Consider the following 23,033-nt stretch of genomic DNA (forward strand, 5'->3'; position numbering starts at 1 on the left):
CTACCCCGGTCGCCTCGCGGCCACGCCGTCCGGGATCGGTGACCGGGGTCAGCCCTCGGGGCGCTCCCAGCCGTGGTCTCCGCAGGCCCGCAGGAAGTTGGCGCCCGCCTCGACGACCGCGGCGTAGTCGAGGTCCTCCTCCCGGGTGTCCCGGAACCGCTCGTAGGGGTCGGTCAGCGGTGTCGAGCCCGACTGCCCGAGCAGGTCGCCGACCCGCTCGGTGACCTCGGCCCGCCGGTCGGCCGGGCTGCCCGCGTCGATCCAGGCGGCCACGGCGTCGCACGCCTCGGTGGACGGCCGGTCCAGCCCGCCGCCCGTGCAGGCGGAGAGGGCGAGGGCCGCCGCCGGGACGGCCCAGATCCGGCGTCGGGGCACCCGGCGAGGCTAGTGGCGCCGGTGCCCGGCCGGGCGGGGGACCCCTCGGGCCCGGCGTGGGCCGTGCCGCCCGCGCTGGTAGACAGGGGCGGTGGCTGCCTCCCGCGACGTGGACGCGTCCTTCCTCGCCCTCCCGCTCTCCGCGCTGACCGACGCCGCGCTCACCCGGGCCCTCGACCTCGGCTGCGAGCACGCCGACCTGCGGGTGGAGCGGATCCGCACCCAGTCGATCAGCCTGCGCGACGCCCGGCTGGAGTCGCTGGCCGACGGCGAGGACCTCGGCCTGGCCGTGCGCGTCGTGTACGAGGGCACCTGGGGGTTCGCCGCGGGCGTCGTCCTCACCGCGGCGGAGGCCGTGCGGCTCGCCGAGGAGGCGGTCGCCGTCGCGCAGGTGTCGGCGGCGGTCAACAGCGACCGCGTCGAGCTCGCTCCCGAGCCGGCGTACCCCGACGCGGTCTGGGTGTCCGACTACGACGTCGACCCCTTCGAGGTGCCCGACGCGGAGAAGACCGGGCTGCTCACCGAGCTGTCCGAGCAGCTGCTGGCCGCCGACGGCGTCGAGCACGTGCAGGCGGTCTGCCAGGCGGTGAAGGAGCAGAAGTACTACGCCGACACCGCCGGCACGCGCACGCGCCAGCAGCGGGTGCGCATCCACCCCGACCTCACCGCGCTCACCGTCGACCGCTCCACCGGCGCGTTCGAGAGCATGCGCACCGTCGCGCCGCCGGCCGGCCGCGGCTGGGAGTACCTGACCGGCACCGGCTGGGACTGGCGCGGCGAGATCGCCGAGATCCCCGAGCTGCTGCGCGAGAAGACCAAGGCGCCGTCGGTGCAGGCGGGGCGCTACGACCTCGTCGTGGACCCGTCGAACCTGTGGCTGACCATCCACGAGTCCATCGGCCACGCCACCGAGCTGGACCGGGCGCTGGGCTACGAGGCCGCCTACGCCGGCACCTCGTTCGCCACCGTCGACCAGCTGGGCACGCTCCGCTACGGCTCCGAGATCATGAACGTCTCCGGCGACCGCACGGCCCCGCACGGGCTCGCCACGATCGGCTGGGACGACGAGGGCGTCGCCGGACAGCGGTGGGACATCATCAGGGACGGCGTGCTGGTCGGCTACCAGGTCGACCGGAACACCGCGCGGATGGGCGGCATGACGCGCTCCAACGGCTGCGCCTTCGCCGACTCGCCGCAGCACACGCCGGTGCAGCGCATGGCCAACGTCTCGCTGCAGCCGGCCCCCGACGGCCCCTCGACCGCCGACGTCATCGCCGGCGTCGAGCGAGGCATCTACGTCGTCGGCGACAAGAGCTGGTCGATCGACATGCAGCGCTACAACTTCCAGTTCACCGGCCAGCGCTTCTACCGGATCGAGGGCGGGCAGCTCGCCGGGCAGCTGCGCGACGTGGCCTACCAGGCGACGACGACGGACTTCTGGGGCTCGATGCGCGTCGTCGGCGGCCCGGAGACGTACCTGCTCGGCGGCGCCTTCAACTGCGGCAAGGCCCAGCCCGGGCAGGTCGCCCCGGTCAGCCACGGCTGCCCCGTGGCGCTGTTCGAGAACGTGAACGTCCTGAACACCGTGCAGGAGGCCGGGCGATGAGCGGTGCGAGCGCCAGCGAGCGAGGAGCGGGACGATGAGTTCGTGGTCGCGTCCGCAGGACGTCGTCGAGAAGGCGCTGGCCGCCTCCACCGCCGACGGGCAGGTCGCCTTCGTCGTGGAGAGCTCCGAGGCGAACCTGCGCTGGGCCAAGAACAGCCTCACCACGAACGGCTCGATGCGCTCCCGGCAGGTCGTCGTCGTCTCGTTCGTCGACGGCGGGGCCGGGATGGCGGCCGGCACGGTGGCGCGCACCGGCAGCCCGGACGTCGAGGAGCTGGTGGCCGCGAGCGAGCAGGCCGCCCGCGACGCCGGCCCGGCCGAGGACGCCGTTCCGCTGGTCAGCGAGGCGCCGCCCGGCGCCGGCGACTGGGACGCCGACCCCGCGGAGACCTCGATCGGCGTCTTCCGCGACTTCGCGCCCGCGCTGGGGGAGGCCTTCGGCGGCGCCCGCGACCGCGACGAGCTGCTCTTCGGCTACGCCGAGCACGCCATGGCCACCACCTACCTGGGGACGTCGACCGGGCTGCGGCTGCGGCACGACCAGCCCAGCGGCCGGGTGGAGCTCAACGGCAAGAGCGGCGACATGAGCCGCTCGGTGTGGGCCGGCGTCGGCACCCGGGACTTCACCGACGTCTCGGTGGCCGACCTGGTCGCCGACGTGCAGCGCAAGCTCGGCTGGTCGCAGCGGCGGGTCGAGCTGCCCGCAGGGCGCTACGAGACGCTGCTGCCGCCCTCGGCGGTCAGCGACCTGATGATCTACGCCTACTGGACGATGGAGGCCCGCGACGCCGACGAGGGCCGCAACGTCTACGCCAGGCCCGGCGGCGGCAACCGCGTCGGCGAGCGGCTGGCCGCCCTGCCGCTGACGCTGCGCAGCGACCCGTTCGAGCCCGGCCTGGAGGCCTGCCCGTTCCAGGTGGTCAGCGGCTCGTCGGGCATGGCATCGGTGTTCGACAACGGCATGGCGACGCCGGCGGTCGAGTGGATCTCCGGCGGCGTGCTGGCCAACCTGATCCGGCCGCGGGCCTGGGCGCTGAAGACCACCGCGCCGGCCACGGCCGCCGTCGACAACCTGGTCCTCGAGCAGCCGGGTGCCACGGCGTCCCTCGACGAGATGGTCGCCGGCACCGAGCGCGGGCTGCTGCTGTCCACGCTCTGGTACATCCGCGAAGTCGACCCGCAGACGCTGCTGCTCACCGGGCTCACCCGCGACGGCGTGTTCCTGGTCGAGGGCGGGGAGGTGACCGGCGCGGTGAACAACTTCCGGTTCAACGAGTCGCCCGTCGACCTGCTCGGCCGGATCACCCAGGCCGGGCGCACCGAACGGACCCTGCCCCGCGAGTGGAACGACTGGTTCACCCGCGCCGCGATGCCCGCCGTGCGGGTGCCGGACTTCAACATGAGCTCGGTGTCGCCCGCCAGCTGAGAGCGGACCCCGGCCGCCCGTACGGGTGGTGCTCGTGGGACGCGGGGGGCGGGGCGACCGGTCCGTCACACCCCTCGCGCATGGCTCCGTGACGTTCTGCGTTCGACCGCCTACCGTCTGTCTCGCGGGGTCGGGGAACGCTCGACTTCACCACCCCCGCGCGCACGCCGAAACGTGCACCGAGCGGAACGAGGCTCTCCGCTCGCCAACGGACGGGCTCCGGCACAGCCGGACCGGTGAGGGGAGGGTCCCGTGACCAGGACTCAGAAGCCGTCGGTCTTCCAGGTCGGCAGGGTGTGGGACGACGGGCACGCCGTCGTGGTCTCCGGCTGGGGCCTGGGCCTGTGTGCCACGGCCTGCGCCTGCCACCGCCACCCCTCCGCCGGCGGCCTGGCGATCGCCGAGGACCAGATCCGGGGCCTGCTCGGCCTGGTGAGCTACCGCGAGGGCGGCTGCGACTGCTGCGAGCCGTGGACCGCCGTCGAGCTCACCGCGATCGTCCGCGACCTGGAGATGGTCGCCGACCTGGACGCCCCCGAGCCGCTCGCCGGCTGAGGGAGGACCACCTCTCCCCCCACGCCCCGGTGGAGGACCCCGTCCTCCTCACCGTGGGAGGACCCCGTCCTCCCTACCCTCCGCGGGCTCAGGGCGGCCCGCTGGACGGGGGTCGCCCTGAGCCGCTGGACGGGTCGGCGGGACCCTGAGAGGTGGCCGTTCCAGCACGTCACCCGACCCGGCTCCGCACCTGCGGGGCCGGGTCGCGGTTCCTCCGCACGCCTCCCCGGGTAGGGCCGTCCCATGCTGGGACGCGCTGCCCTCCGAGGTGCCCTCGCCGGCCTGGCCGGCACCGCGGCCATGACGCTGGCCGAGCAGGTCGAGCAGTCGGTGACCCACCGCCCGGACTCCTACGTGCCCGGGCGCACCCTGACCGCGCTGACCACCCGCCGCCGCCTGCCGGGGTCCGCGCGCCCGCTCGTGCGCAACCACCTCATGCACTGGGGCACCGGCGCGCTCGTCGGCGCCCTGCGCGGCGTGTGGTCGGCCAGCGGGCTGCGCGGCTGGCGCGCCTCGGCCTGGCACACCTCGGTCCGGCTGGCCACCGACCAGACCCTGGAGAACGCCACCGGCGTCGGCGCACCGCCGTGGACGTGGTCGCGCCGCGACCAGGTCGTCGACATCGGCGGCAAGGCCGTCTACTCCTTCGTGACCGGCGCGGTGGCCGACCGGCTGGTCCCCCTCGCGCCCGACCGCACCCCGTCGGGCTCCGCTCCGCCCCGTCGCCGGTAGCCGCCCCGCGTCGCACGGGACCCCCGGTACCGCTGTGACGACTGAGGTGCGTACCCCCTCGGCAGCCCGCGCGCCGCCCCCTACTCATCGGCGTCGTGTCCTTACCGTGCGTGCTCACGCGCATGGAACACCGCTCACTCCCCCGGGCGGGGCGCGGCGAGAGGAGGCCGGACATGGGCCGCACCCGGACGACGAGCCGGCGCTGGTCGCGCGCCGCCCTGGCCGCCACCGCCACCGTCGCCGTGCTGCTGACCCCGGCGACCGCGAGCGCCGCCCCGGCGTCCGCGGAGGAGGCGCAGCGGCTGGTCGCCGAGACCAGCAAGCAGCTGGCCACCCTCGACGAGCAGGTCCACGAGGCCGAGCTGACGGTGGCCGCGCAGCAGCAGGCCGCGGCCGACGCCGCCGCGCGGGCGTCCCAGGCCGAGGCCGTGCTCGCCGGCTACGGCCCGCAGCTGGCGGCCATCGCGCAGAGCGCCGGCACGACGCAGTCCCGGATGGCCGCGTTCCTGACGTCGGACTCCGCAGCGGACGTCGTCCAGCAGATGACGACGCTGGACCTCATCGCTGCGCACACCGAGGGCCTGCTGGCCGAGGTGTCGATCGCGCAGCGCACCGCCGAGCAGGCCCGGGCCGATGCCGACGCCGCCACCGCACAGGCCACCGCGTCGCTCGACGAGCTCCAGCGCCAGCGGGCCGAGGTGCAGGCGCGTCAGCGGCAGTACGAGAGCGACTACGCGAGCCTCTCGGCCGCCGCGCAGGCCGCCGTCCGCACCGCGATCGCCGGCCCGGCGCTGACCGCCGACGTCGGCGCGGTCGTGGCCGCCGCGCCCAGCGGGGACGTCGGCACCGTCCTCGAGGCCGCGCTCGCGCAGGTCGGAGACCCCTACGTCTGGGGCGGCACCGGCCCCGACGGCTTCGACTGCTCGGGTCTGACCAGCTACGCCTACGCCGCCGCCGGTGTCTCCCTGCCGCACTCCAGCCGCGCCCAGTCGCGGATGGGCACGGCGGTCTCCCGCGGTGAGCTGCAGCCCGGTGACCTGGTGTTCTTCGGCTCGCCCGTCTACCACGTCGGCATCTACGTCGGGAACGGGAAGATGGTCCACGCCCGCACCTTCAACCAGCCGGTGGCCGTGACCAGCGTGGACATCGGCGACTACGTCGGGGCGCGCCGCATCCTCTGAGGACGGCTCGCCCCGAGCGTGCGAGGGGTGCGGCGGACGGGGTCCTCCTCCTGCAGGGGGCCGGCGCCCGGCTCGGGCGGGGGCCGTAGCGTCGCGCGCCGTGACCGCGCCCGCGGAGTCCCCGCCCACCCTGCGCCCCGATGCGATCGGGTTCGGCGACGCCCTCGTCGTCGGCCTGGCCGCGACCTCCCCCGCCTACTCGCTCGCCGCGGTGATCGGGCCGATCGTGGCCCTGGTCGGCGTACACGCCCCCGGGGTCCTGCTCGCCTCGTTCGTGCCGATGCTGCTCATCGCGGCCGCGTTCGCCGCGCTGGACCGGGCCGACCCCGACTGCGGGACGACGTTCTCCTGGGTCACCCGGGCGATGGGCCCGTGGGCCGGCTGGATCGGCGGCTGGGCGATCACGATGACCGGTGTCCTGGTCGTGGGGTCACTGGCGGAGGTCGGCGTCCGGTTCACCCTGCTCGCGGTCGGACCGGACGGCTGGGAGCCCTCGACGCCGGTCGTCCTCGGGCTGACCGTGCTGCTCGTCCTCGTCATGGCGGCGCTGTGCGTGCTGGGCACGGAGCTGTCCGCGCGGGTGCAGGACGGGCTGATCGTCGCGCAGACCGCAGCGCTGGCGGTGTTCGCCGTCGTGGCGCTGGTGCGCGGGCTGCGCGGGGACAGCCCGTTCGGCGCGCTGACGCCGGAGTGGTCCTGGCTGGACCCGGTCGGGGCGGGCGGCGCGGCGCTCACCGGCGGGCTGCTGCTCGGCGTCTTCGCGTACTGGGGCTGGGAGTCGGCGGTCAACCTGACCGAGGAGACGCGCGGGGGCGCCGCCGGCCGCGCCGGGGTGCTCTCGACCGTCGTCCTGCTGCTGACCTACCTCGGCGTCGCGGTCGCCGTCGTCTGCTTCGCCGGGACGAGCTGGCTGGCGGAGAACGCCGACGAGGAGGAGGCGGTCTTCGCCCTGCTCTCCGAGCGGGTGCTCGGCGGCTGGGACTGGGTGGTGCTGCTCGCCGTCGCCACCTCGGCGATCGCCTCCACGCAGACGACGATCATCCCGGCGTCCCGCACCGGGCTGTCGATGGCCCGGCGCGCCGCGCTGCCGGCCCGGTTCGGGTCGATCTCGCCGCGCCACCGGACGCCGGACGTCTCCACCTGGTGGGTCGCCGGCATCGCGGTGGTCTGGTACCTCGGCGTCAGCGCGCTGTCGGAGAACGCGCTGTTCGACTCGATCACCGCGCTCTCGCTGCTCATCGCGCTGTACTACGCGATGACCGGCATCGCCTGCGCCGTGTACTTCCGCCGGCGCCTGACCCGCAGCCTGCGCGACCTGCTGCTGCTCGGCGTCGGGCCGCTGGCGGGTGCGGGGATGCTGGTGTGGCTGCTCGTGCTCTCGGTGCGCGACCTCGCCGACCCGGCGAACAGCTACGCCGGCGAGGCCTGGCTGGGGCTCGGGCCGCCGCTGGTCATCGGCGTGGCGATCATGGCCGCGGGCGTCGTCCTCATGCTGCTGTGGCGACGGCGCGACGCGCGGTTCTGGGCCGAGCGACCGCAGGTCAGTGGGGACGCCGTCCCTCGGCGAGCATCGTGACGAGGGCGGCGATCCGGCGGGCACGGGTCTGCGGGGTGGCGGCCGTGGCCACCCGGTGCAGGACGGCGTAGCGGTTGCGGCCGTCGAGGGCGCCGAAGGCCCGCTGGGCGGCGGGCTCGGCGGCCAGCGCGGCGGCGAGGTCGTCGGGGACGGTGATCGTGGCCGGGCCGGCGTAGGCGCGCTCCCACCGGCCGTCGACCCGCGCCGCCTCCACCTGCGCCAGGCCGGCCGGGCGCATCCGGCCGGCGGCGGTGAGCGCCTCGACCGTGGCCACGTTCTTCCGCGACCAGACGCTGCGGGGCCGGCGCGGGGTGATCCGCTGCAGGTAGGAGACCTCGTCGAGGCGCTGCGACCTCCCGTCGATCCAGCCGAAGCAGAGCACCGACTCGACCAGCTCGGTGTAGGTCACCGAGGGGACGCCGGAGCCCTTCTTGGCCAGCCGCACGTACAGCCCGGGCGCCGTCGCGTGCTCGGCGTCCAGCCACTCCTCCAGCGCGGCCTGGTCGGGGAAGGCCAGCACCGGCAGGTCGGTCGGCAGCGTCACGGCGGCCATCCTGGCGGTGGCCGGCGTCGCGGTCCACGGTCGCCGACGCCCGGGTGGTGCATCCGACGGGTGCAGCCGCGACGCGCCTGTGCTGTGCTGTCGCCCGTGGCCGAGAACTACATCGCCGAGTTGCCGTTCGGGTCCCCGCACATCGACGACGAGGCCTTCGTCGCGCCGACGGCCGTGGTGGTCGGTGCCGTGACGATGGGCCCGCGGTCCAGCATCTGGTACGGCGCGGTCGCGCGCGCCGACGCCGAGGTGATCGAGATCGGCGAGGGCTCCAACATCCAGGACGGCTGCACCCTGCACTCCGACCCCGGCTTCCCCCTCGTCGTGGGCCGCGGGGTGACCGTCGGGCACCGCGTGGTCCTGCACGGCGCCCGCATCGACGACGACGTCCTGGTGGGCATGGGCAGCGTCGTCATGAACGGCGCGCACATCGGCTCGGGCTCGATCGTCGCCGCCGGCGCCGTCGTCACCCAGGGCACGCAGGTGCCGCCGGGCTCGCTCGTCGCCGGCGTCCCCGCCAAGGTCATCCGGCAGTCCACGGACGACGACCTGCTGCACATCCGCGGCAACGCCGCGAGCTACACCGAGCGGCTGGACGGCGCCCGCAAGGTGCGCCCGGTCGTCCGCACCCCGCTCCCGCCGGCCGGGCAGACGCCCGGCGACGCGATGGACTGAGGACCCCTGCCCCCTGCCACCTCCAGGGGCCCGCGGCGGCCCCGTCCCGAGGCTCACCGCGAGCCTGCGAGGGGGTGAGGAGGGCGGGGTCCTCCCACGGTGGGGAGGAGGGGGTCCTCCCCACCGTCAGGGGGCGCCGAGGACGAGGACCCAGCGGTTGGTGGTCCCGTCCCGCTCGTAGCTGAACCGGTCCACTGCGGCGCGGGCGAGCAGGAGGCCCCGGCCGCGTTCGGCGTCGACGGCGGGCGGCTGCTCGGCCCCCGACGTGACCGGCGCACCGTCGTCCTCGAACACCGCCTGGAGCCGGTCGCGGCTGCTGGACAGCCGCAGGGTCACGCGCGCGGCGCCGGAGGCGGCGCCGTGCTCGGCGATGTTGGCCGCCACCTCGGCCACCGCGGTCTCGAAGCGCACCCGGTCCGGCTCGTCCACGCCCGGTTCGTCGGCCCACAGGCGGCCCAGGAGGTCGTGGACCGGGCCCAGCAGCTCGGGGCCGGCCGTGGCCTGGAGCAGGTGACTCGCGCCGCCGCGCACGTCAGTCGCCGGCGAAGGCGCTGCCGACGTCCGGGCGGGGCCGCAGCACCCGCCGGAGGTTGGTCAGGTCCAGCACGGCCTGCACCTGCGGCCCCGCCCCGGCGATGCGCAGGTCGCCGCCCGCCTGGCGAGCGGTCTTCAGCCCCGCGACGAGGGCTCCCAGCCCCGAGGAGTCCATCGACTCGGTCTCCGACAGGTCGACGACGATCCGCGTCGTCCCCCGGGCCACCAGCTCGGCGACCAGCGACCGCAGCCGCGGCGCGGCCACCATGTTCAACCGGCCCGCCGGCCGCACCACGCCGATGCCGGTGTCGGTCGTCTCGGTGTGGAACTGGGTCATGCGGGGACCTCCGCCGGCTCCGTGTCGGGTCCGCGGTAACGGACGGCCTTGATGATCACACTGAGGACGGCGAGGTCGAAGGCGACCCACACCAGGTTCACGGCCGTGCCCAGGACCGACGCCTCCCCGGTCGCCATCCGGACGGTGCCGACCACCGCGGCGACGACGAGCGCGGCCATGACCACCAGCTGGACGCGCACGAGGTGCCACGGGCGCCGCGCCACCGCCTGCCGCTCCTTGGGCGTGACGGCGAAGGCGAGGCTGCGGCCGAAGACGACGTTGGCGACCGCGGAGGTCACCGAGCGGATCCACACGGGGAACAGCGCGAGCGAGTACTGCTGCCCGCGCCAGCTCCCCCGGCCGCGGCCGATGAGGTAGAAGAGCAGCTGGTTGACCGCGAGGAACGGCACCAACCGGAGGAAGAAGTCCGCCGACAGCGACTGCACCGGCAGGATGCCGCTCACGAGGAAGACGACGGGCGCGGCGAAGTACACGACCGCCGCGAAGCCGGACAGGTAGCTCCACATGGTGGCCCAGTACATGAGCCGCTGCGCCAGGGTCAGCCCGCGCTGACCAAGGGGGTTCTCCCGCAGCATCACCTGGACCGTGCCCTGGGCCCAGCGCAGCCGCTGGGTGAGCATGGTGCCGAGGTCCTCCGGTGCCAGGCCCAGCGCGAGGGTCTCGTGGTGGTACGCGGTCCGCCAGCCCAGCGCGTGCAGCCGCATGCAGGTCGCCATGTCCTCGGTCACCGAGATGGTGGCCATCGGCATGAGCGGCTGCGCCTCGTCGTCCCGGTCCACGTCGATCGTCCGGACCAGGGCCCGCACGGTCTCGACGGCCCCGAGCGGCGACCAGTCGCGGTGTGCCAGCCGGGCGAGCGCCGCACGGTCGAGCTCGGCCGGACCGGCCTCCTCGCCGTCCAGCTCCGCGGACAGGGCGGCGATCTCGGCGAGGTCGCTCTCCAGCGCGGTGACGTCGGCGTCGACCAGCCGCCGGGCCGCCGCGTCGACCTGCTGCTGGAAGCGGTAGGTCACGTCGGCCAGTGCGGCCCCGGCCCGCAGGTCCGCCCGGCTCACGGCCACCGCCTCGGCGACCGCGTCGAGGGCGGCCCGGGCCTCGGTCTGGACCGGGTCGAGGCCCCTGCGGGCCCGGGCGAGCACCCGGTCGGCGGTCCTGAGCGTCCGGGTCACCGCCAGCTCCACCTCGGTGACGTACCGGGAGACGCCCAGCTGCATGAGGGCCTCGCGGCGCAGCACCGCGTTCGACCCGCAGAAGAAGGCGGCGTTCCAGCCGTCCTTGCCCTGCTGGATCGGTCCGTAGAACAGCGGCGCCTGGCTGCCGAGCGGGTCGTCTTCGGGCACGTTGACGAAGACCTGCGGCGTCTGCACCAGGGCCATCTGCGGGTCCCGGAAGTATCCCAGGGTGCGGTCGAGGATCGCCGGGTCGGGGACCTGGTCGGCGTCCAGGATGAGGATGAACTCGCCGTCGGTGGTCATCAGGGCGTTGTTGAGGTTCCCGGCCTTGGCGTGCCGCTGCCGCCCCGCCCACTCCCCGGACCGGGTGATCACCCCGATGCCGGCGGCCTCGGCGCGCTCCCGGAGCTCGGGGCGTGCCCCGTCGTCGAGGATCCAGGTCCGGTGCGGGTACCCGATCCGCTGCGCCGCCTCCGCCGTGGCCATGACCAGGTCGACGGGCTCGTTGTAGGTGGTGATGAAGACGTCGACCGTCGCGCCCTCCGGCGGTGGCGGGGGCCGCCGGCGCCGGCGCAGCCGCCACATCGTCAGGCCGAACAGCAGCGAGTCGACGAGGCTGTACGTCTCGGCGAGGACGAGCGGGACGGCGATCCACCAGGCCGACCAGTTGATCGACTCGAGCCACCGCCAGACCACGTAGTTCAGCCCGAGCACCGCGGTGAGCAGGATGAGCACCCGCAGGGCCACCAGGCCGGGGGTCAGCGGCACCCGCGGGGAGAGCGCCGCCGCGGTCTCGCGGTCGGGCAGCTCACGGGCCGAGGAGGCACCCGACCCGGTCCAGGCCGTGCGCCGGTGGCGGCTCACGGCCGTGGCAGCCGTCGGACGGCGACCGCCGTGACGTCGTCCAGGGGAGCGGCCGCCGACGCCAGCGCGTGGACGGCGCGGAGCAGGTCGTCGGGCTCCGGGTGGTCCTCGAGCAGCCGGGCGATCTCACCGAGGGCCTCGTGCGTGCCCCCGAGCACGTCGAAGAGCCCGTCGCTGAAGGCGAAGAGGGTCTCCCCGGGCTCGAGCACCAGCTCGTGCTCGGTCCAGCTCTGGTCGGCGTCGATGCCCAGGGGGAGGTCCTCGGCGGCGAGCCGCTCGACGCCCCCTGAGGTCCGGCGGACGAGGGCGAGCCCGTGACCGGCGTCCCCGTACCGCACCCGGCCGGTCGCGGCCTGCAGCCGCGCGTGGAAGACGGTCACGAAGGAGCCGGTGCGGTGGAGGTCGGGCAGGAGCGTGCGGTTCGCGGCGGTGAGGACGTCGCCCTCCGGCCGGTGTCCGTCCCGGGACGTCCCGGACGCGCGCACGGTGGTCCGGAGGACCGCGCGAACAGTCGCCATGAGGATGGCCGCACCGGCGCCCTTGCCCATCACGTCGGCGACGGACAGGACCAGGTCGCCGTCCACGAGGTCGTGGTCGAACAGGTCGCCACCGACGGCGAAGGCCGGTTCGCAGATCCCGGCGACGTGGTAACCGGGCAGCTCCGGAGGTCGGTGCGGGAGCAGCGCCTGCTGCACCTCCCGGGCGCGGTCCATCTCGACGGAGTGGGCGAGCTCCTGCTCGGTCCACCCGCCCAGCTCCTGCAGCAGGGCGACCTCCCCGGCGTCGAGCGTGCGGGGGCGGACGTCGAACAGGCACAGCGTGCCGACGGTGAGGCCGCCCGGCCCCCTCAGGGGCTGGCCGGCGTAGAAGCGGACCTGCGGGGGGCCGGTCACCGCCGGGATGGTGGCGTAACGGGGATCGGCCAGGGCGTCGGGCACGAGGTGCGTGGCCCCGAGGGCGATCGTCCGGTCGCAGAAGGACGCCTGGCGGTCGGCCCGGTCGACCGGCATCCCCTGGGCGGACTTGAACCACAGGGAGTCCTCGTCGACCAGCGTGATGGTCGCGATGGGGACGTCGAACACCCGCTGAGCCAGCCGGGTGATGCGGTCGAAGCGCTCCTCCCGGCCGGTGCCCAGCAGCTGCAGCTGCTCCAGCGCCTGCAGGCGCCGGGCCTCGGCCGGATCGGCCGGCGCGGGCACCCGGGCGTCGGTCGGTACCGGCGTGGTGGTCACCGGGCCACCAGTCGGCGTCCGGCCAGGGCCGCCCGCATCGCCGCGGCGCTGGCCGGGCTGCTGGCGATCCGCCAGTCGGCCTCCTTGGCGTGGTCGAACCAAACGAACGCCGCGACGTCGGCCTGCTCGTCGAGGTAGGCGACCAGGTCGGTCACCCAGGCGGCCTTGTCCCCGCCCTCCTCCGCGCAGCCGACCTCGGTGATGGTGATCGGCACGCCCGGCGCCAGCTCCCGCAGCTCCTCGAGGCTGTCGTCGAAGACCTCCTCGGGCTCCTGCCAGCTGTGGCCGGGGGAGCTGGTGCCCCAGTTGTAGCCGTCGAGCGCGACGCGGTCCACGTACCGGTTGCCGGGCCAGGTGTCCGCCATCGGCGACGACCCGGGAAACCGCACGTTCGGGTTCCACACGAACTGCACGTTGCCCGCTCCCCGGGCGTCGAACACCTCCACGACGTGCCGGAATGCCGCGACGTGGTCGGCGGCCGTGGTGCCCGACACGCCGACGGCCCACGGGTACCAGTCGCCGTTCTGCTCGTGGGCGAAGCGCAGCTGCACCGGCCGGCCCCAGGCCCGCAGCGCGTCGGCCCACTGCCCGAGGTAGGGGTCGTGCGCCCCGGCGGCGATGCCGGCCAGGCCGAACACCCCGCTGTCGGGGGCGTCCCAGTCCCAGGGCTCCCAGGTCACCACCGGGACAGCGCCTCGCGCGGCGACGGCGTCGAGGTCGGCGACCGGCGGTGGGGTGGTGAAGTCCGCGTAGGTGAGGACCAGCGACGGGCGCTCCCCGGCAGCGGCCCCGACCGCGTCCAGTTCCGCGCCGGCAGTCGCGCCCCCCGGCGTGGTGACGCCGAAGGCGAGCGGCTCGGTGCGCTCGGGGTCGTCGGCCACGGTGACCACGACGGCCAGGGCCGCGGCGCACAGCGCCGCGAGGGCGACCATCGTCCACCTGGCCCGGTGGTCGCTCCCCGTTCCGCGAGGAGTCGAGGAGCCACTCGCCGCGCGGCCGCGCACGTCGCCCGTCCGGCCGCTCAGCGGGCCGCGGACCAGACGGCTCGCGCGCGGGCGGCCACCGCACCGTCCGGCCCGACCAGGGCCGACGCGGTCGTCGACCGCCGGCTGTCGCGCTGCAGCACCCAGGCCAGCAGCACGCAGCCGGCGTCCACGGGCACCGGCCGCTCCTGGCGGGCGGTGATCGTGCCGAGCAGCAGCGGACCGGGCGCCTCCGCCGCCAGCAGCTCGGCGTCGTCGTGCAGCTCGGCCGCCCCGTCGGTCCGCACCGACAGGAGCCGGTCGAGCGGCACGGGCCGGCGCAGCCGGACGCTCACCGCGGGGGCGTCGACCAGCGCGGCCGGCGTCCCCGCCAGCCACCCGCCGTCGGCCGTGCCGGGCGGGCCGCAGAACCGGGCGGGGACGGTGAGGGCGGGCACGCCTTGAGCCTAGGGGCGGCACGAGAGAGGCCCGCAGGAGCGTGCGGAGCGGCCTGGGGGAGGCTGCCCGGGTGCGTGCACTCGTGTTCGAGTCCTTCGGCGGCCCGCTGACCGTGCAGGACGTCCCCGCTCCCGACCCGGCGCCCGGCGGCGTCGTCGTCCGGGTGGGCGCCAGCGGGGTCTGCCGCAGCGACTGGCACGCCTGGCAGGGGCACGACCCGGACGTCGTCCTGCCGCACGTGCCCGGGCACGAGCTGGCCGGCACGGTCGCCGCCGTCGGGGCGGACGTCCGGCACTGGCGGGTGGGCGACCGCGTCACCGTCCCGTTCGTGAACGCCTGCGGCCGCTGCGCGCAGTGCGCCGCCGGCGAGCACCAGGTGTGCACCCGGCAGACCCAGCCCGGGTTCACGCACTGGGGCTCGATGGCCGAGTACGTCGCGCTCGACGCCGCCGACGTCAACCTGGTCGCGCTGCCCGAGGGGCTGGACGCCGCCACGGCCGCGAGCCTGGGCTGCCGGTTCGCCACCGCCTTCCGCGCGGTGGCGCAGGTCGCGCGGGTCCGGCCCGGTGAGTGGGTCGTCGTGCACGGCTGCGGCGGGGTGGGGCTCTCGGCGGTGCAGGGGGCCGTCGCAGCGGGCGCCCGGGTGGTCGCCGTCGACGTCTCCCCGGCGGCACTGCAGCTCGCTGCCGCCAACGGCGCCGAGCACACGGTGGACGGCGGCGGCGACGTCCCGGCCACCGTCGCCGAGCTCACCGGTGGGGGCGCGCACGTCTCCCTCGACGCCCTCGGAGCGGCGGTGACCTGCGAGAACTCGGTCCGGTCGCTGCGGCCGCGGGGGCGGCACGTGCAGGTCGGGCTGCTGCCGCCGGCGCAGGGACGGCCCGCGGTGCCCATGGACCTCGTCGTGGCCCGCGAGCTGCAGGTGCTGGGCAGCCACGGCATGGCCGCGCACGCCTATCCCGAGCTGCTCGGTCTCATCGCCGCCGGCCGGCTGCGGCCGCAGGCCCTGGTCACCCGCGAGCTCGGTCTCGACGAGGCCGGTGCCGCGCTGGCCGCGGTCGGCCGGGACCCCGGCATCGCGGTGGTCAGGAGCTCGTAGCGCCCCCGGGTCCTAGAGGACCTTGGAGAGGAACGCCTGGGTGCGCGGGTGCTGGGGGTCGGTGAGCACCCGGCGCGGGTCGCCGGCCTCGACCACGACGCCGTCGTCCATGAAGACGAGGGAGTCACCGACCTCGCGGGCGAAGCCCATCTCGTGGGTGACGACGACCATCGTCATCCCCGACTCGGCGAGCCCGCGCATGACGTCGAGGACCTCGCCGACCAGCTCCGGGTCCAGCGCCGAGGTCGGCTCGTCGAAGAGCATGAGCTTGGGCTCCATCGCCAGCGCCCGGGCGATCGCCACCCGCTGCTGCTGGCCGCCGGAGAGCTGGTTCGGGTAGTTGTGCACCCGCTCACCGAGACCCACCCGCTCCAGCAGCTCGACGCCGCGGGCGCGGGCCTCCTCCCGGCGCACCCCCTTCACCCCGATCGGCGCCTCGACGACGTTCTCCAGGGCGGTCATGTGCGGGAAGAGGTTGAACCGCTGGAAGACCATGCCGATGTCCCGGCGCTGCGCGGCGACCTCCCGGTCCCGCAGCTCGTGCAGCTTGCCGCCCCGTTCCCGGTAGCCGACGAGGTGCCCGTCCACCCAGAGCCGGCCGGCGTCGATCTTCTCCAGGTGGTTGATGCAGCGCAGGAAGGTCGACTTGCCCGAGCCGGAGGGGCCGATGACGCAGACCACCTCGCCCGGGGCGACCTCCAGGTCGATGCCCTTGAGGACCTCGACGTGGCCGAAGGACTTGCGCACGCCCTCGGCCCGGACCATCGCGGCCCCGTCCCCGGTCACTTCTGGCTCCCGACGTCGGCGGCCCGGCGGGCGGCCCGCTGGGCGCGGGTCTCGGTGGCGCCGAAGCCGCGGCTGAACCGCTTCTCCAGGAAGTACTGGCCGATCATGAGCAGGCTGGTCAGCGCCAGGTACCAGAGGATCGAGGCGACGGCCATCGGGATGATCTGGAAGGTCCGGGAACCGATCGCCCGCAGCTGGAAGTTCAGCTCGGTGGTCACCGGTACCGCGATGAGCAGCGAGGTGTCCTTGAGCATCGCGATCGTCTCGTTGCCGGTCGGCGGGATGATCACCCGCATCGCCTGCGGGAGCACGATCCGGCGCATCGTCCGGCCGCGGCTCATGCCGAGCGCGTGCGCCGCCTCGGCCTGGCCCGGGTCGACCGACTGGATGCCGGCCCGCACGATCTCGGCCATGTACGCGCCCTCGGACAACGCCAGACCCAGCAGGCCGGCGGTGAAGCCGACGAAGATCTCGTTGCCGTCGAAACCGAACAACCGCCAGTCGGCCTGGAACCCGAACAGGTCCATCAGCTGCCGGTCGAACGGGAAGCCGAACTCGTAGCGGGCGTAGAGCGCACCGAGGTTGGCGATGAAGAACAGCAGCACGATGCGGGGGATCGCGCGGAAGAACCAGATGTAGGCCCACGCCGCACCCGAGACGACCGGGTTCGGCGACAGCCGCATCACCGCGAGGACGATGCCGAGCAGCACGCCCAGCACCATGGCCGCGACCGTCATCACCAGCGTGGTCCGCGCCCCGCGGAGCACCGCGGGCGTGAACATGTTGTCGAGCATGAAGTCCCACTGGAACACCGGGTTGGTGGCCAGCATGTGGACGAACATGGCCGCCAGCACGGCGATGACGGCGGCGGCGACCCATCGGCCCGGGTGCCGGACCGGCACCGCGCGGATCTGCTCGTGCGGTGCCGGCCGGGCCGTCGTGTCGGGAGCCTCCGCGGCCATGGTGGGGGAGTCCTCCGGGTCAGCCGACGGTGGGGTTGACCGTCGGGTCGTCGATGGCGCCGTCCTGCACGCCCCACCGCTCGAGGACCTGGGTGTAGGTGCCGTCGTCGATCAGCGCCTGCACGGCGTCGCGGACCGCCTGCGCGAAGTCGGCCTGGTCCTGCGGGATCACGTAGCCGTAGGGCGCCGAGTCGTAGATGTCGCCGAGGAGCTCCAGCTGCCCGTTGGTCTGCGCGACGGCGTAGGCCATGACCGGCGAGTCGGCCAGGACGGCGGCGTCGCGGCCGGAGACGACCGCGGCCGTGGCGTCGCTCTGCGCCTCGTACTGGTCGATCGTGATCGGCTCCTGCCCGGCGGTCTCGCACGCCTGGGACCGCGCGGTGATGTCGTCGACCTGCACGGTGCCGCGCTGCACGGCGATGGACAGCCCGCAGGCGTTGTCGGGATCCACGCCGTCCGGGTTGCCGGCGCGGGTGGCCCACTGGGTGCCGGCGTTGAAGTAGCTGACCATGGTGGCCTGCTGGAGGCGCTCGGGGTTGATCGTGAACGACGAGACGCCCACCTCGTACCGGCCCGAGCCCACGCCGGCGATGATCGAGTCGAACGGCGCCGTCTCGAACTGCGCGTCGAGGCCCAGCTTCTGCGCGACCAGCTCGAACAGGTCGACGTCGAAGCCGATGATCGTCTGGCCGTCCTCGGCGAGGAACTCGCTGGGCGCGTACGTGCTGTCGCTGCCCACGGTGATCACGCCGTCCTCGGCGACGGCCGGGGGGACCCGCGCGGCGAGCGACTCGTCGGCTGCGACGCTCGGCAGCGGCTCGCTGGTGCCGGCCGCGCCCCCCGCGCCGGTGCTCCCGCCGGTGCCGGTGTCGCCGGGGTCGCCCCCGCAGCCGGCGAGGACGAGGGTGAGGCCGGCGACGGCCGCGACGGCGGCCCGTCCACGCCGGGTCAGGGATCGGTCAGCCACGGGTTCTCCCTCCACGGGGCCTCGCGGACGACGAGGCACGGGACGCCGATCCTGCCCTGTGCGCGTCCGGCGCGGCACGGCCAGGGTGCCCACACCGGTGCGGTCGTGGCGCCGGTCACGGCGTCGGGGAGGCCGCCGTCGTCCGCGGCGGCGTGGCCGGGACCTCCGTGGCCGGGGGCTGCGGAGTCGTCGGCTGCACCGTCGTCGTCGGCGTCGGTCCCGGCGACTCCCCGGCCGGCCCGCTCCCCTCCGTCGGCGACGGCGCGGTCGTCGGTTCCGCGGTGGTGGGGGTCGTCGTCGGGACCGTCGCGGTGGGTCCGGGGGTCTGCGTCGGCTCCGCGGGTCCGGGAGTCGCCGGAGCCGAGGTCACCGGCGTCTGCACCGTCGACCCCGACGTCGGCCCGGCGGGCGGGTCCGGCGGGCGGACGTAGAGGTAGAGGAGGTAGAGCCCGACGAACAGCAGCGCCAGGACGACGGTCGAGGTGCGCGCACGGCCGAGGTGGTGCGGCACCGCCGTCCACCAGCGGCGCGGCGCGGGCGGCGGCGCGGTGCTCACCGACAACTCGCGGGTCGGCTCGCCCGGGCCGTTGGTCTCCGGGGTGGTCACCGGGCGCCGTCCGAGGAGGGGGAGAGCCCACCGGTCGGCGCGCCCGCCGTCGGCGCGGGGACGTTGAGGCCGGCCTGACGGAAGGCCTGGACGACGCGGGCGCGCAGGTCGCGGCCGACCTCGAACTGCTTGCCGGGCAGCGTGCGGGCCACCATCCGGACGTTGACCTGCTCGAGGTCGAGGGTCTCGACGCCCATCACGCTGGGCGTGTCGAGCAGCAGCGGGCGCAGCCGCTGGTCGCGGAAGGCCTCCGCGCCGACCTCCCTGAGGATGTCGTTGACCCGGCTGACGTCCAGCGTCGTCGGGACCGGCACGTCGACGACCGCGCGTGCCCAGTCGCGGGAGAGGTTGACGACCTTCACGATCTGCCCGTTGGGCAGGGTGATCACCTCGCCGTTGGGGGAGCGCAGCCGGGTGACCCGCAGCGTGACGTCCTCGATCGTGCCCTCGGCCGGGTCCCCGCCCCCGACCACCGTGATGGAGGCGACGTCGCCGAAGCCGTACTGCCGCTCGGTGATGATGAAGAAGCCCGCCAGCACGTCACCGACGACCCGCTGCGCGCCGAAGCCCAGCCCGACGCCCAGCACGGTCGCCGGCGCCACCAGCCCGCCGATCGGGATGCCCGCCCGGTCCAGGACGGCGAAGACGGCGATCGCGTAGACGAGCACGATCAGCGTCCAGGTGATCACCTGGGTCAGCGAGTGCCGGTGCTTGGCGGCCTCGGAGCGCACCAGGGCGTCGCCGCCGGTCGCGCGGGCGTCGATGCGGTCGGTGATCTTCTGGCCGACCCAGGCGACGAACCGGGCCAGCAGGACCGACCCCAGGACGATGAGGGCGATGGGCAGCCCACGCCCGGCGAGCCAGGTCAGCAGTGGATCGAGCAGTGCCATCGCGCTCCAGCCTCCCCAACGGATCTTGGCAGCGCCAGCACCGGTCAGCGCGGCGCGACGAACAGGGCCTGCGCCGAGCGGCCGATCGGGCCGGTGGCGTCGTGGAGGTCGGCGAAGCACTGCCCGGCGCCCGCCGGCCCGATCGTGGTCGTGGCGTCGACGCCCAGCCACTCCCCGGCCGGCGGGCGCACCAGGGCGACGGTGAGGTCGACGTTGGCGAACGTGGCCCGCTGCCAGTCCAGGACGGCGGAGATGCCGCTGGCCGCGTCGGTCATCACCAGCAGGTGCTGCAGAGGGCTCATCGGCTCGCCCTCGACCAGCGTGCACAGCGCCCGGGTCCACGCGGCCGCCGGACCGGGCGCGTTGAACGTGCCGTGCACGAAGCGCCACTCCAGCGCCCGGTGGTAGGCGACGTCGGTGGTGAAGAAGGCCGCCGTCTCGGGTCGGCTCTCCTCCGGCCCGGGCAGCGGGACGCCGGCCGGCGGCGTCCCCTCGCCCGCGGAGCTGCGCATCCGCCAGGCGGTCAGCCTCATCAGCGGCCGCTCGCGGTCGGCGGGCGAGGAGCCCGCGCTGAGCACCGCTTCCACCAGCTCGATCCGCCGTCCCGGCCGCAGCAACCGGGCGCTGACCTGCACCCGGCCCACCGGCACCGGCCCGAGGATGTCGAAGGCCAGCCGCACGGTCTGCCCGTCGGGGATCCCGGTGACCCGCTCGGCCTCGCGGGCCAGCAGGGCCGCGACCGGTCCGGCGTGCTGCAGCCCCGGATCCCACGGCCCGATGGTGAGGTCGGTGGCGACGAAGCCGTCGCCGTCGGGCAGGTAGAGGGCGGTGGGCAGGTCGGCGGTCACGGGTGCCGAGTCTGCCGCCGCGGTCAGCCGCCCGAGCGGCGGGTCTCCCACACGGCGAACGCCGTCCACCCGGCAGCGGCGACCGCGGCGACCACCCACAGCCAGCGCAGTGACGACCCGGTCGGGTTGGCCATCACCAGCAGGACGGCGACCACCAGCACCGCCCCCGCCAGGGGTGGCGTGCGCAACAGGGTGCCCAGGGTGTCGGGTCCGGGCACGGTGATGAACACCACCAGGGCGACCACGAGGAGGAAGGCGCAGAGGGCGGCTACGAAGCCCGCCGTCACCCCGAACTCGTTCGGCAGACCGACGGCACCCAGGCCCCCGAGGACCGTCCCCACCGCCAGCCACACCAGCAGCCTCCGACGGCGCGCCGACCAGGGCGGACGCGGCTCACTCACGGTCGGGACCTCCCCCTGTCACGACGCCGCCGTCCCGGCCGGGCGGACGCCTCGCTGCCGGGTGTGTGCCCGGCCCCCGGGGCGGGCACACAGCACCCGGTCGTCCTCCCGAGAGGTCCCGCCCGGATCAGGGCGATCCCGCACCCGTCGCACGACGTCCCTACCGTGGACGGGTTGCCGTCGGCGCCCCTGGTGCCGTCGGCGGCCCGTCGTCGAACGAGAGAGGGAGGTGCGCCGAGACCGGCGCCACGGACACCTGTGACCACCACACCTGCACACGCCCGACCGTCCGGGGCCGCGGAGCCCCACCCCGCCGTCGCCTCGCCGCCGCCCCTCGCAGCCGACCGGGGAGGATCGCTCGACCGGGTCGTCTTCGGCATCGCCGCCGTCGTCGCCCTGGGCTTCGTGACCTGGGGCTTCGTGACGCCGGAGGGCCTCGGCAGCGCGAGCGGCTCGGCCCTGGGGTGGGTGATGCACAACCTCGGCTGGCTGTTCGTGCTGCTCGCGTCGGCGTTCGTCGTCTTCGTGCTGTGGCTGGCGGCGAGCCGGTACGGGCGCATCCCGCTGGGCCGGGACGACGAGGCGCCGGAGTTCCGGACCGTCTCCTGGATCGCGATGATGTTCAGCGCCGGCATGGGCATCGGGCTGATGTTCTTCGGCGTCGCCGAGCCGCTGGCGCACTACGTCTCGCCGCCACCGGGCACCGTCGCGGCCGAGTCGCCCGAGGCCGTCGAGACGGCGATGGCCACCACGCTGTTCCACTGGTCGCTGCACCCGTGGGCCATCTACGCCGTCGTCGGCCTGGCGATCGCCTACGGCACCTTCCGGCGCGGCCGTCGTCAGCTGATCAGCGCCGCCTTCGCGCCGCTCTTCGGGGCCCGGCGCACCGAGGGCCCGGCCGGCAGGGTCATCGACATCCTGGCCATCTTCGCCACGCTGTTCGGGTCGGCGGCCTCGCTCGGGCTCGGGGCGCTGCAGATCGGCAGCGGCGCGGAGATCCTCGGCTGGACCGGGGACGTCGGCAACGGACTGCTCGTGGGGATCATCGCGGTGCTGACGGCGGCCTTCGTCGCCTCGGCGGTCTCCGGCATCGCCAAGGGCATCCAGTGGCTGGCCAACACCAACATGGTGCTCGCGCTGGTCCTGGCGGTGTTCGTGTTCGTCGTCGGCCCGACGGTCTTCATCCTCGACCTGGTGCCGACGACGATCGGCAACTACTTCGCCGAGCTCGGCGAGATGGCCGCCCGGACCGAGGCCAGTGGCGGCGACGCCATGGCCGCGTGGCTCAGTGGCTGGACGGTCTTCTACTGGGCGTGGTGGATCTCCTGGACGCCGTTCGTCGGCCTGTTCATCGCGCGGATCAGCCGTGGCCGCACCATCCGCCAGTTCGTCACCGGGGTGCTGCTGGTGCCCAGCGTGGTCAGCCTGGTCTGGTTCGCCGTCTTCGGCGGGGCCGGCATCGCCGCCCAGCGGGGCGGGGCCGACATCGGCGGGCAGGCGACCGCGGAGGGGCAGCTCTTCGGCGTCCTGGACGGGTTCCCCCTGGCCACGGTGATGACCGTGCTGGTCATGGTGCTCGTGGCGATCTTCTTCGTGTCCGGGGCCGACGCCGCGTCGATCGTGATGGGCTCGCTGTCCGAGCGGGGCACCATCGAGCCGAGCCGGCCGACGGTCGTCTTCTGGGGCGTCGTCATGGGGGCGGTGGCCGCGATCATGCTGCTCGTGGGCGGCGACGAGGCGCTCACCGGCCTGCAGAACCTGACGATCATCGCGGCGCTGCCCTTCGCGCTGGTGATGGTGGGGCTGGCGGTGTCGCTGGCCAAGGACGTGCGCTCGGATCCGATGATGCTGCGGCACACCGTCGCCGCGGAGGCGGTCGAGCAGGCCGTCGTCGAGGGGATCACCCGGCACGGCCAGGACTTCGTGCTGGTGGTCGAGGCAGCACCGGACGCCGACCACGACGGCGTCCCGGACACCGCCACCGGCACCACCCCGCTGCCGGCCACGGAGCGGCGCGGCTCCGACGGCGACCGGACGACGCGCGACGTCGGCTCGCCGCTGCCCGAGGCCGGCTCGCCGGTCCCCGGCCACGGGCGATGAGTCCGGCCGGGGGGGGGCCGCCCGCCCGGGGCCGGGGGGCCCCGGGCCCCCCCCCCACCCGCTCCAACCCCTCCCGGGGTAATTCTGTTACAGCCCCGGGTGGACCAGGGCCC

24 protein-coding genes are annotated in these 23,033 nt (G+C 74.8%); 9 read left to right on the forward strand and 15 right to left on the reverse strand.

Annotation, left to right across the window (positions count from 1 at the left end):
• Nucleotides 1-48: 48 nt before the first annotated feature.
• A complete protein-coding gene (locus ACI79G_RS08740; protein ID WP_456880743.1) occupies nucleotides 49-375 on the reverse strand; it encodes a hypothetical protein in 327 nt (108 codons plus the stop codon).
• Between the two features lie 91 nt (nucleotides 376-466).
• On the opposite strand from ACI79G_RS08740, the gene ACI79G_RS08745 reads away from it, so the two are divergent.
• The 6 genes from ACI79G_RS08745 (at nucleotide 467) to ACI79G_RS08770 (ending at nucleotide 7,451) form a co-directional block, all read left to right on the forward strand.
• Nucleotides 467-1,981, forward strand: coding sequence for a TldD/PmbA family protein (locus ACI79G_RS08745; RefSeq protein ID WP_456880744.1), 1,515 nt, complete (start codon nucleotides 467-469; stop codon nucleotides 1,979-1,981).
• A gap of 34 nt (nucleotides 1,982-2,015) precedes the next feature.
• Nucleotides 2,016-3,407 (forward strand): metallopeptidase TldD-related protein, encoded by a 1,392-nt coding sequence (locus ACI79G_RS08750; protein ID WP_456880745.1) that lies wholly within the window; start codon nucleotides 2,016-2,018, stop codon nucleotides 3,405-3,407.
• 252 nt (nucleotides 3,408-3,659) lie between these two features.
• Nucleotides 3,660-3,962 (forward strand): hypothetical protein, encoded by a 303-nt coding sequence (locus ACI79G_RS08755; RefSeq protein WP_456880746.1) that lies wholly within the window; start codon nucleotides 3,660-3,662, stop codon nucleotides 3,960-3,962.
• Between the two features lie 243 nt (nucleotides 3,963-4,205).
• Entirely contained in the window at nucleotides 4,206-4,694 is a 489-nt protein-coding gene (locus ACI79G_RS08760) for a hypothetical protein (RefSeq protein WP_456880747.1), read from the forward strand.
• A 173-nt stretch (nucleotides 4,695-4,867) separates the two neighbouring features.
• Nucleotides 4,868-5,875 carry a C40 family peptidase gene (locus tag ACI79G_RS08765; RefSeq protein ID WP_456880748.1) on the forward strand — a complete coding sequence of 336 codons (1,008 nt, stop codon included), beginning with the start codon at nucleotides 4,868-4,870 and terminating at the stop codon, nucleotides 5,873-5,875.
• A 100-nt stretch (nucleotides 5,876-5,975) separates the two neighbouring features.
• Nucleotides 5,976-7,451, forward strand: a complete 1,476-nt coding sequence (locus ACI79G_RS08770) for an APC family permease (protein WP_456880749.1) — start codon at nucleotides 5,976-5,978, stop codon at nucleotides 7,449-7,451.
• On the opposite strand, the gene ACI79G_RS08775 is transcribed toward ACI79G_RS08770, so the two are convergent.
• On the reverse strand, nucleotides 7,417-7,995 hold the full coding sequence (locus ACI79G_RS08775; RefSeq protein ID WP_456880750.1) for a YdeI/OmpD-associated family protein: 579 nt from the start codon (nucleotides 7,993-7,995) through the stop codon (nucleotides 7,417-7,419). The genes ACI79G_RS08770 and ACI79G_RS08775 overlap by 35 nt on opposite strands.
• A 105-nt stretch (nucleotides 7,996-8,100) precedes the next feature.
• Between ACI79G_RS08775 and ACI79G_RS08780 the strand changes: the two genes are divergently transcribed.
• Entirely contained in the window at nucleotides 8,101-8,679 is a 579-nt protein-coding gene (locus ACI79G_RS08780; RefSeq protein ID WP_456880751.1) for a gamma carbonic anhydrase family protein, read from the forward strand.
• 126 nt (nucleotides 8,680-8,805) lie between these two features.
• Here the strand turns inward: ACI79G_RS08780 and ACI79G_RS08785 are convergent, their stop codons facing one another.
• From ACI79G_RS08785 to ACI79G_RS08810, 6 genes are all read right to left on the reverse strand, one after another.
• Nucleotides 8,806-9,210: an ATP-binding protein gene (locus ACI79G_RS08785; protein ID WP_456880752.1), complete on the reverse strand. Its 405-nt coding sequence runs from the start codon at nucleotides 9,208-9,210 to the stop codon at nucleotides 8,806-8,808.
• Between the two features lies 1 nt (nucleotide 9,211).
• Nucleotides 9,212-9,550, reverse strand: coding sequence for an STAS domain-containing protein (locus ACI79G_RS08790; protein WP_456880753.1), 339 nt, complete (start codon nucleotides 9,548-9,550; stop codon nucleotides 9,212-9,214).
• Nucleotides 9,547-11,607, reverse strand: coding sequence for a glycosyltransferase family 2 protein (locus ACI79G_RS08795; protein WP_456880754.1), 2,061 nt, complete (start codon nucleotides 11,605-11,607; stop codon nucleotides 9,547-9,549). The genes ACI79G_RS08790 and ACI79G_RS08795 overlap by 4 nt, the downstream gene beginning before the upstream one ends.
• Nucleotides 11,604-12,839 carry a PP2C family protein-serine/threonine phosphatase gene (locus ACI79G_RS08800; protein ID WP_456880755.1) on the reverse strand — a complete coding sequence of 412 codons (1,236 nt, stop codon included), beginning with the start codon at nucleotides 12,837-12,839 and terminating at the stop codon, nucleotides 11,604-11,606. The genes ACI79G_RS08795 and ACI79G_RS08800 overlap by 4 nt, the downstream gene beginning before the upstream one ends.
• Nucleotides 12,836-13,771 carry a glycoside hydrolase family 26 protein gene (locus ACI79G_RS08805; RefSeq protein WP_456880756.1) on the reverse strand — a complete coding sequence of 312 codons (936 nt, stop codon included), beginning with the start codon at nucleotides 13,769-13,771 and terminating at the stop codon, nucleotides 12,836-12,838. The genes ACI79G_RS08800 and ACI79G_RS08805 overlap by 4 nt, the downstream gene beginning before the upstream one ends.
• A gap of 89 nt (nucleotides 13,772-13,860) precedes the next feature.
• The gene (locus ACI79G_RS08810) at nucleotides 13,861-14,259 is read right to left on the reverse strand and encodes a hypothetical protein (protein WP_456880757.1); all 399 of its coding nucleotides are present in this window, start codon (nucleotides 14,257-14,259) and stop codon (nucleotides 13,861-13,863) included.
• A 71-nt stretch (nucleotides 14,260-14,330) separates the two neighbouring features.
• Between ACI79G_RS08810 and ACI79G_RS08815 the strand changes: the two genes are divergently transcribed.
• Complete coding sequence (locus ACI79G_RS08815) at nucleotides 14,331-15,359, forward strand: zinc-binding dehydrogenase (protein ID WP_456880758.1); 1,029 nt, start codon at nucleotides 14,331-14,333, stop codon at nucleotides 15,357-15,359.
• A 12-nt stretch (nucleotides 15,360-15,371) separates the two neighbouring features.
• Here ACI79G_RS08815 and ACI79G_RS08820 read toward each other — a convergent pair whose 3' ends face one another.
• The 7 genes from ACI79G_RS08820 to ACI79G_RS08850 form a co-directional block, all read right to left on the reverse strand.
• Nucleotides 15,372-16,145 (reverse strand): amino acid ABC transporter ATP-binding protein, encoded by a 774-nt coding sequence (locus ACI79G_RS08820; protein ID WP_456880759.1) that lies wholly within the window; start codon nucleotides 16,143-16,145, stop codon nucleotides 15,372-15,374.
• Nucleotides 16,142-17,107 carry an amino acid ABC transporter permease gene (locus ACI79G_RS08825; protein WP_456880760.1) on the reverse strand — a complete coding sequence of 322 codons (966 nt, stop codon included), beginning with the start codon at nucleotides 17,105-17,107 and terminating at the stop codon, nucleotides 16,142-16,144. Before ACI79G_RS08825 ends, ACI79G_RS08820 begins: the two co-directional genes overlap by 4 nt.
• 19 nt (nucleotides 17,108-17,126) lie before the next feature.
• Nucleotides 17,127-18,074, reverse strand: coding sequence for an ABC transporter substrate-binding protein (locus tag ACI79G_RS08830; RefSeq protein WP_456880761.1), 948 nt, complete (start codon nucleotides 18,072-18,074; stop codon nucleotides 17,127-17,129).
• Nucleotides 18,075-18,189: 115 nt separating this feature from the next.
• The gene (locus ACI79G_RS08835; RefSeq protein ID WP_456880762.1) at nucleotides 18,190-18,681 is read right to left on the reverse strand and encodes a hypothetical protein; all 492 of its coding nucleotides are present in this window, start codon (nucleotides 18,679-18,681) and stop codon (nucleotides 18,190-18,192) included.
• The gene (locus tag ACI79G_RS08840; RefSeq protein ID WP_456880763.1) at nucleotides 18,678-19,571 is read right to left on the reverse strand and encodes a mechanosensitive ion channel family protein; all 894 of its coding nucleotides are present in this window, start codon (nucleotides 19,569-19,571) and stop codon (nucleotides 18,678-18,680) included. The genes ACI79G_RS08835 and ACI79G_RS08840 overlap by 4 nt, the downstream gene beginning before the upstream one ends.
• Before the next feature lie 44 nt (nucleotides 19,572-19,615).
• Nucleotides 19,616-20,419 carry a thioesterase family protein gene (locus tag ACI79G_RS08845; RefSeq protein ID WP_456880764.1) on the reverse strand — a complete coding sequence of 268 codons (804 nt, stop codon included), beginning with the start codon at nucleotides 20,417-20,419 and terminating at the stop codon, nucleotides 19,616-19,618.
• A 23-nt stretch (nucleotides 20,420-20,442) separates the two neighbouring features.
• The gene (locus tag ACI79G_RS08850) at nucleotides 20,443-20,820 is read right to left on the reverse strand and encodes a hypothetical protein (protein ID WP_456880765.1); all 378 of its coding nucleotides are present in this window, start codon (nucleotides 20,818-20,820) and stop codon (nucleotides 20,443-20,445) included.
• Between the two features lie 258 nt (nucleotides 20,821-21,078).
• On the opposite strand from ACI79G_RS08850, the gene ACI79G_RS08855 reads away from it, so the two are divergent.
• Complete coding sequence (locus tag ACI79G_RS08855) at nucleotides 21,079-22,920, forward strand: BCCT family transporter (protein ID WP_456880766.1); 1,842 nt, start codon at nucleotides 21,079-21,081, stop codon at nucleotides 22,918-22,920.
• Nucleotides 22,921-23,033 lie beyond the last annotated feature (113 nt).

It is taken from the genome of Geodermatophilus sp. SYSU D00779 (assembly GCF_054050595.1).

What these genes read in the sequence shown, in the direction of transcription:
- ACI79G_RS08825 (WP_456880760.1), bottom strand. Translation starts at nt 17,107, where the DNA reads ATGGCCGCGGAGGCTCCCGACACGACGGCCCGGCCGGCACCGCACGAG.
- ACI79G_RS08840 (WP_456880763.1), bottom strand. Translation starts at nt 19,571, where the DNA reads ATGGCACTGCTCGATCCACTGCTGACCTGGCTCGCCGGGCGTGGGCTG.
- ACI79G_RS08750 (WP_456880745.1), top strand. Translation starts at nt 2,016, where the DNA reads ATGAGTTCGTGGTCGCGTCCGCAGGACGTCGTCGAGAAGGCGCTGGCC.
- ACI79G_RS08760 (WP_456880747.1), top strand. Translation starts at nt 4,206, where the DNA reads ATGCTGGGACGCGCTGCCCTCCGAGGTGCCCTCGCCGGCCTGGCCGGC.
- ACI79G_RS08805 (WP_456880756.1), bottom strand. Translation starts at nt 13,771, where the DNA reads ATGGTCGCCCTCGCGGCGCTGTGCGCCGCGGCCCTGGCCGTCGTGGTC.
- ACI79G_RS08790 (WP_456880753.1), bottom strand. Translation starts at nt 9,550, where the DNA reads ATGACCCAGTTCCACACCGAGACGACCGACACCGGCATCGGCGTGGTG.
- ACI79G_RS08765 (WP_456880748.1), top strand. Translation starts at nt 4,868, where the DNA reads ATGGGCCGCACCCGGACGACGAGCCGGCGCTGGTCGCGCGCCGCCCTG.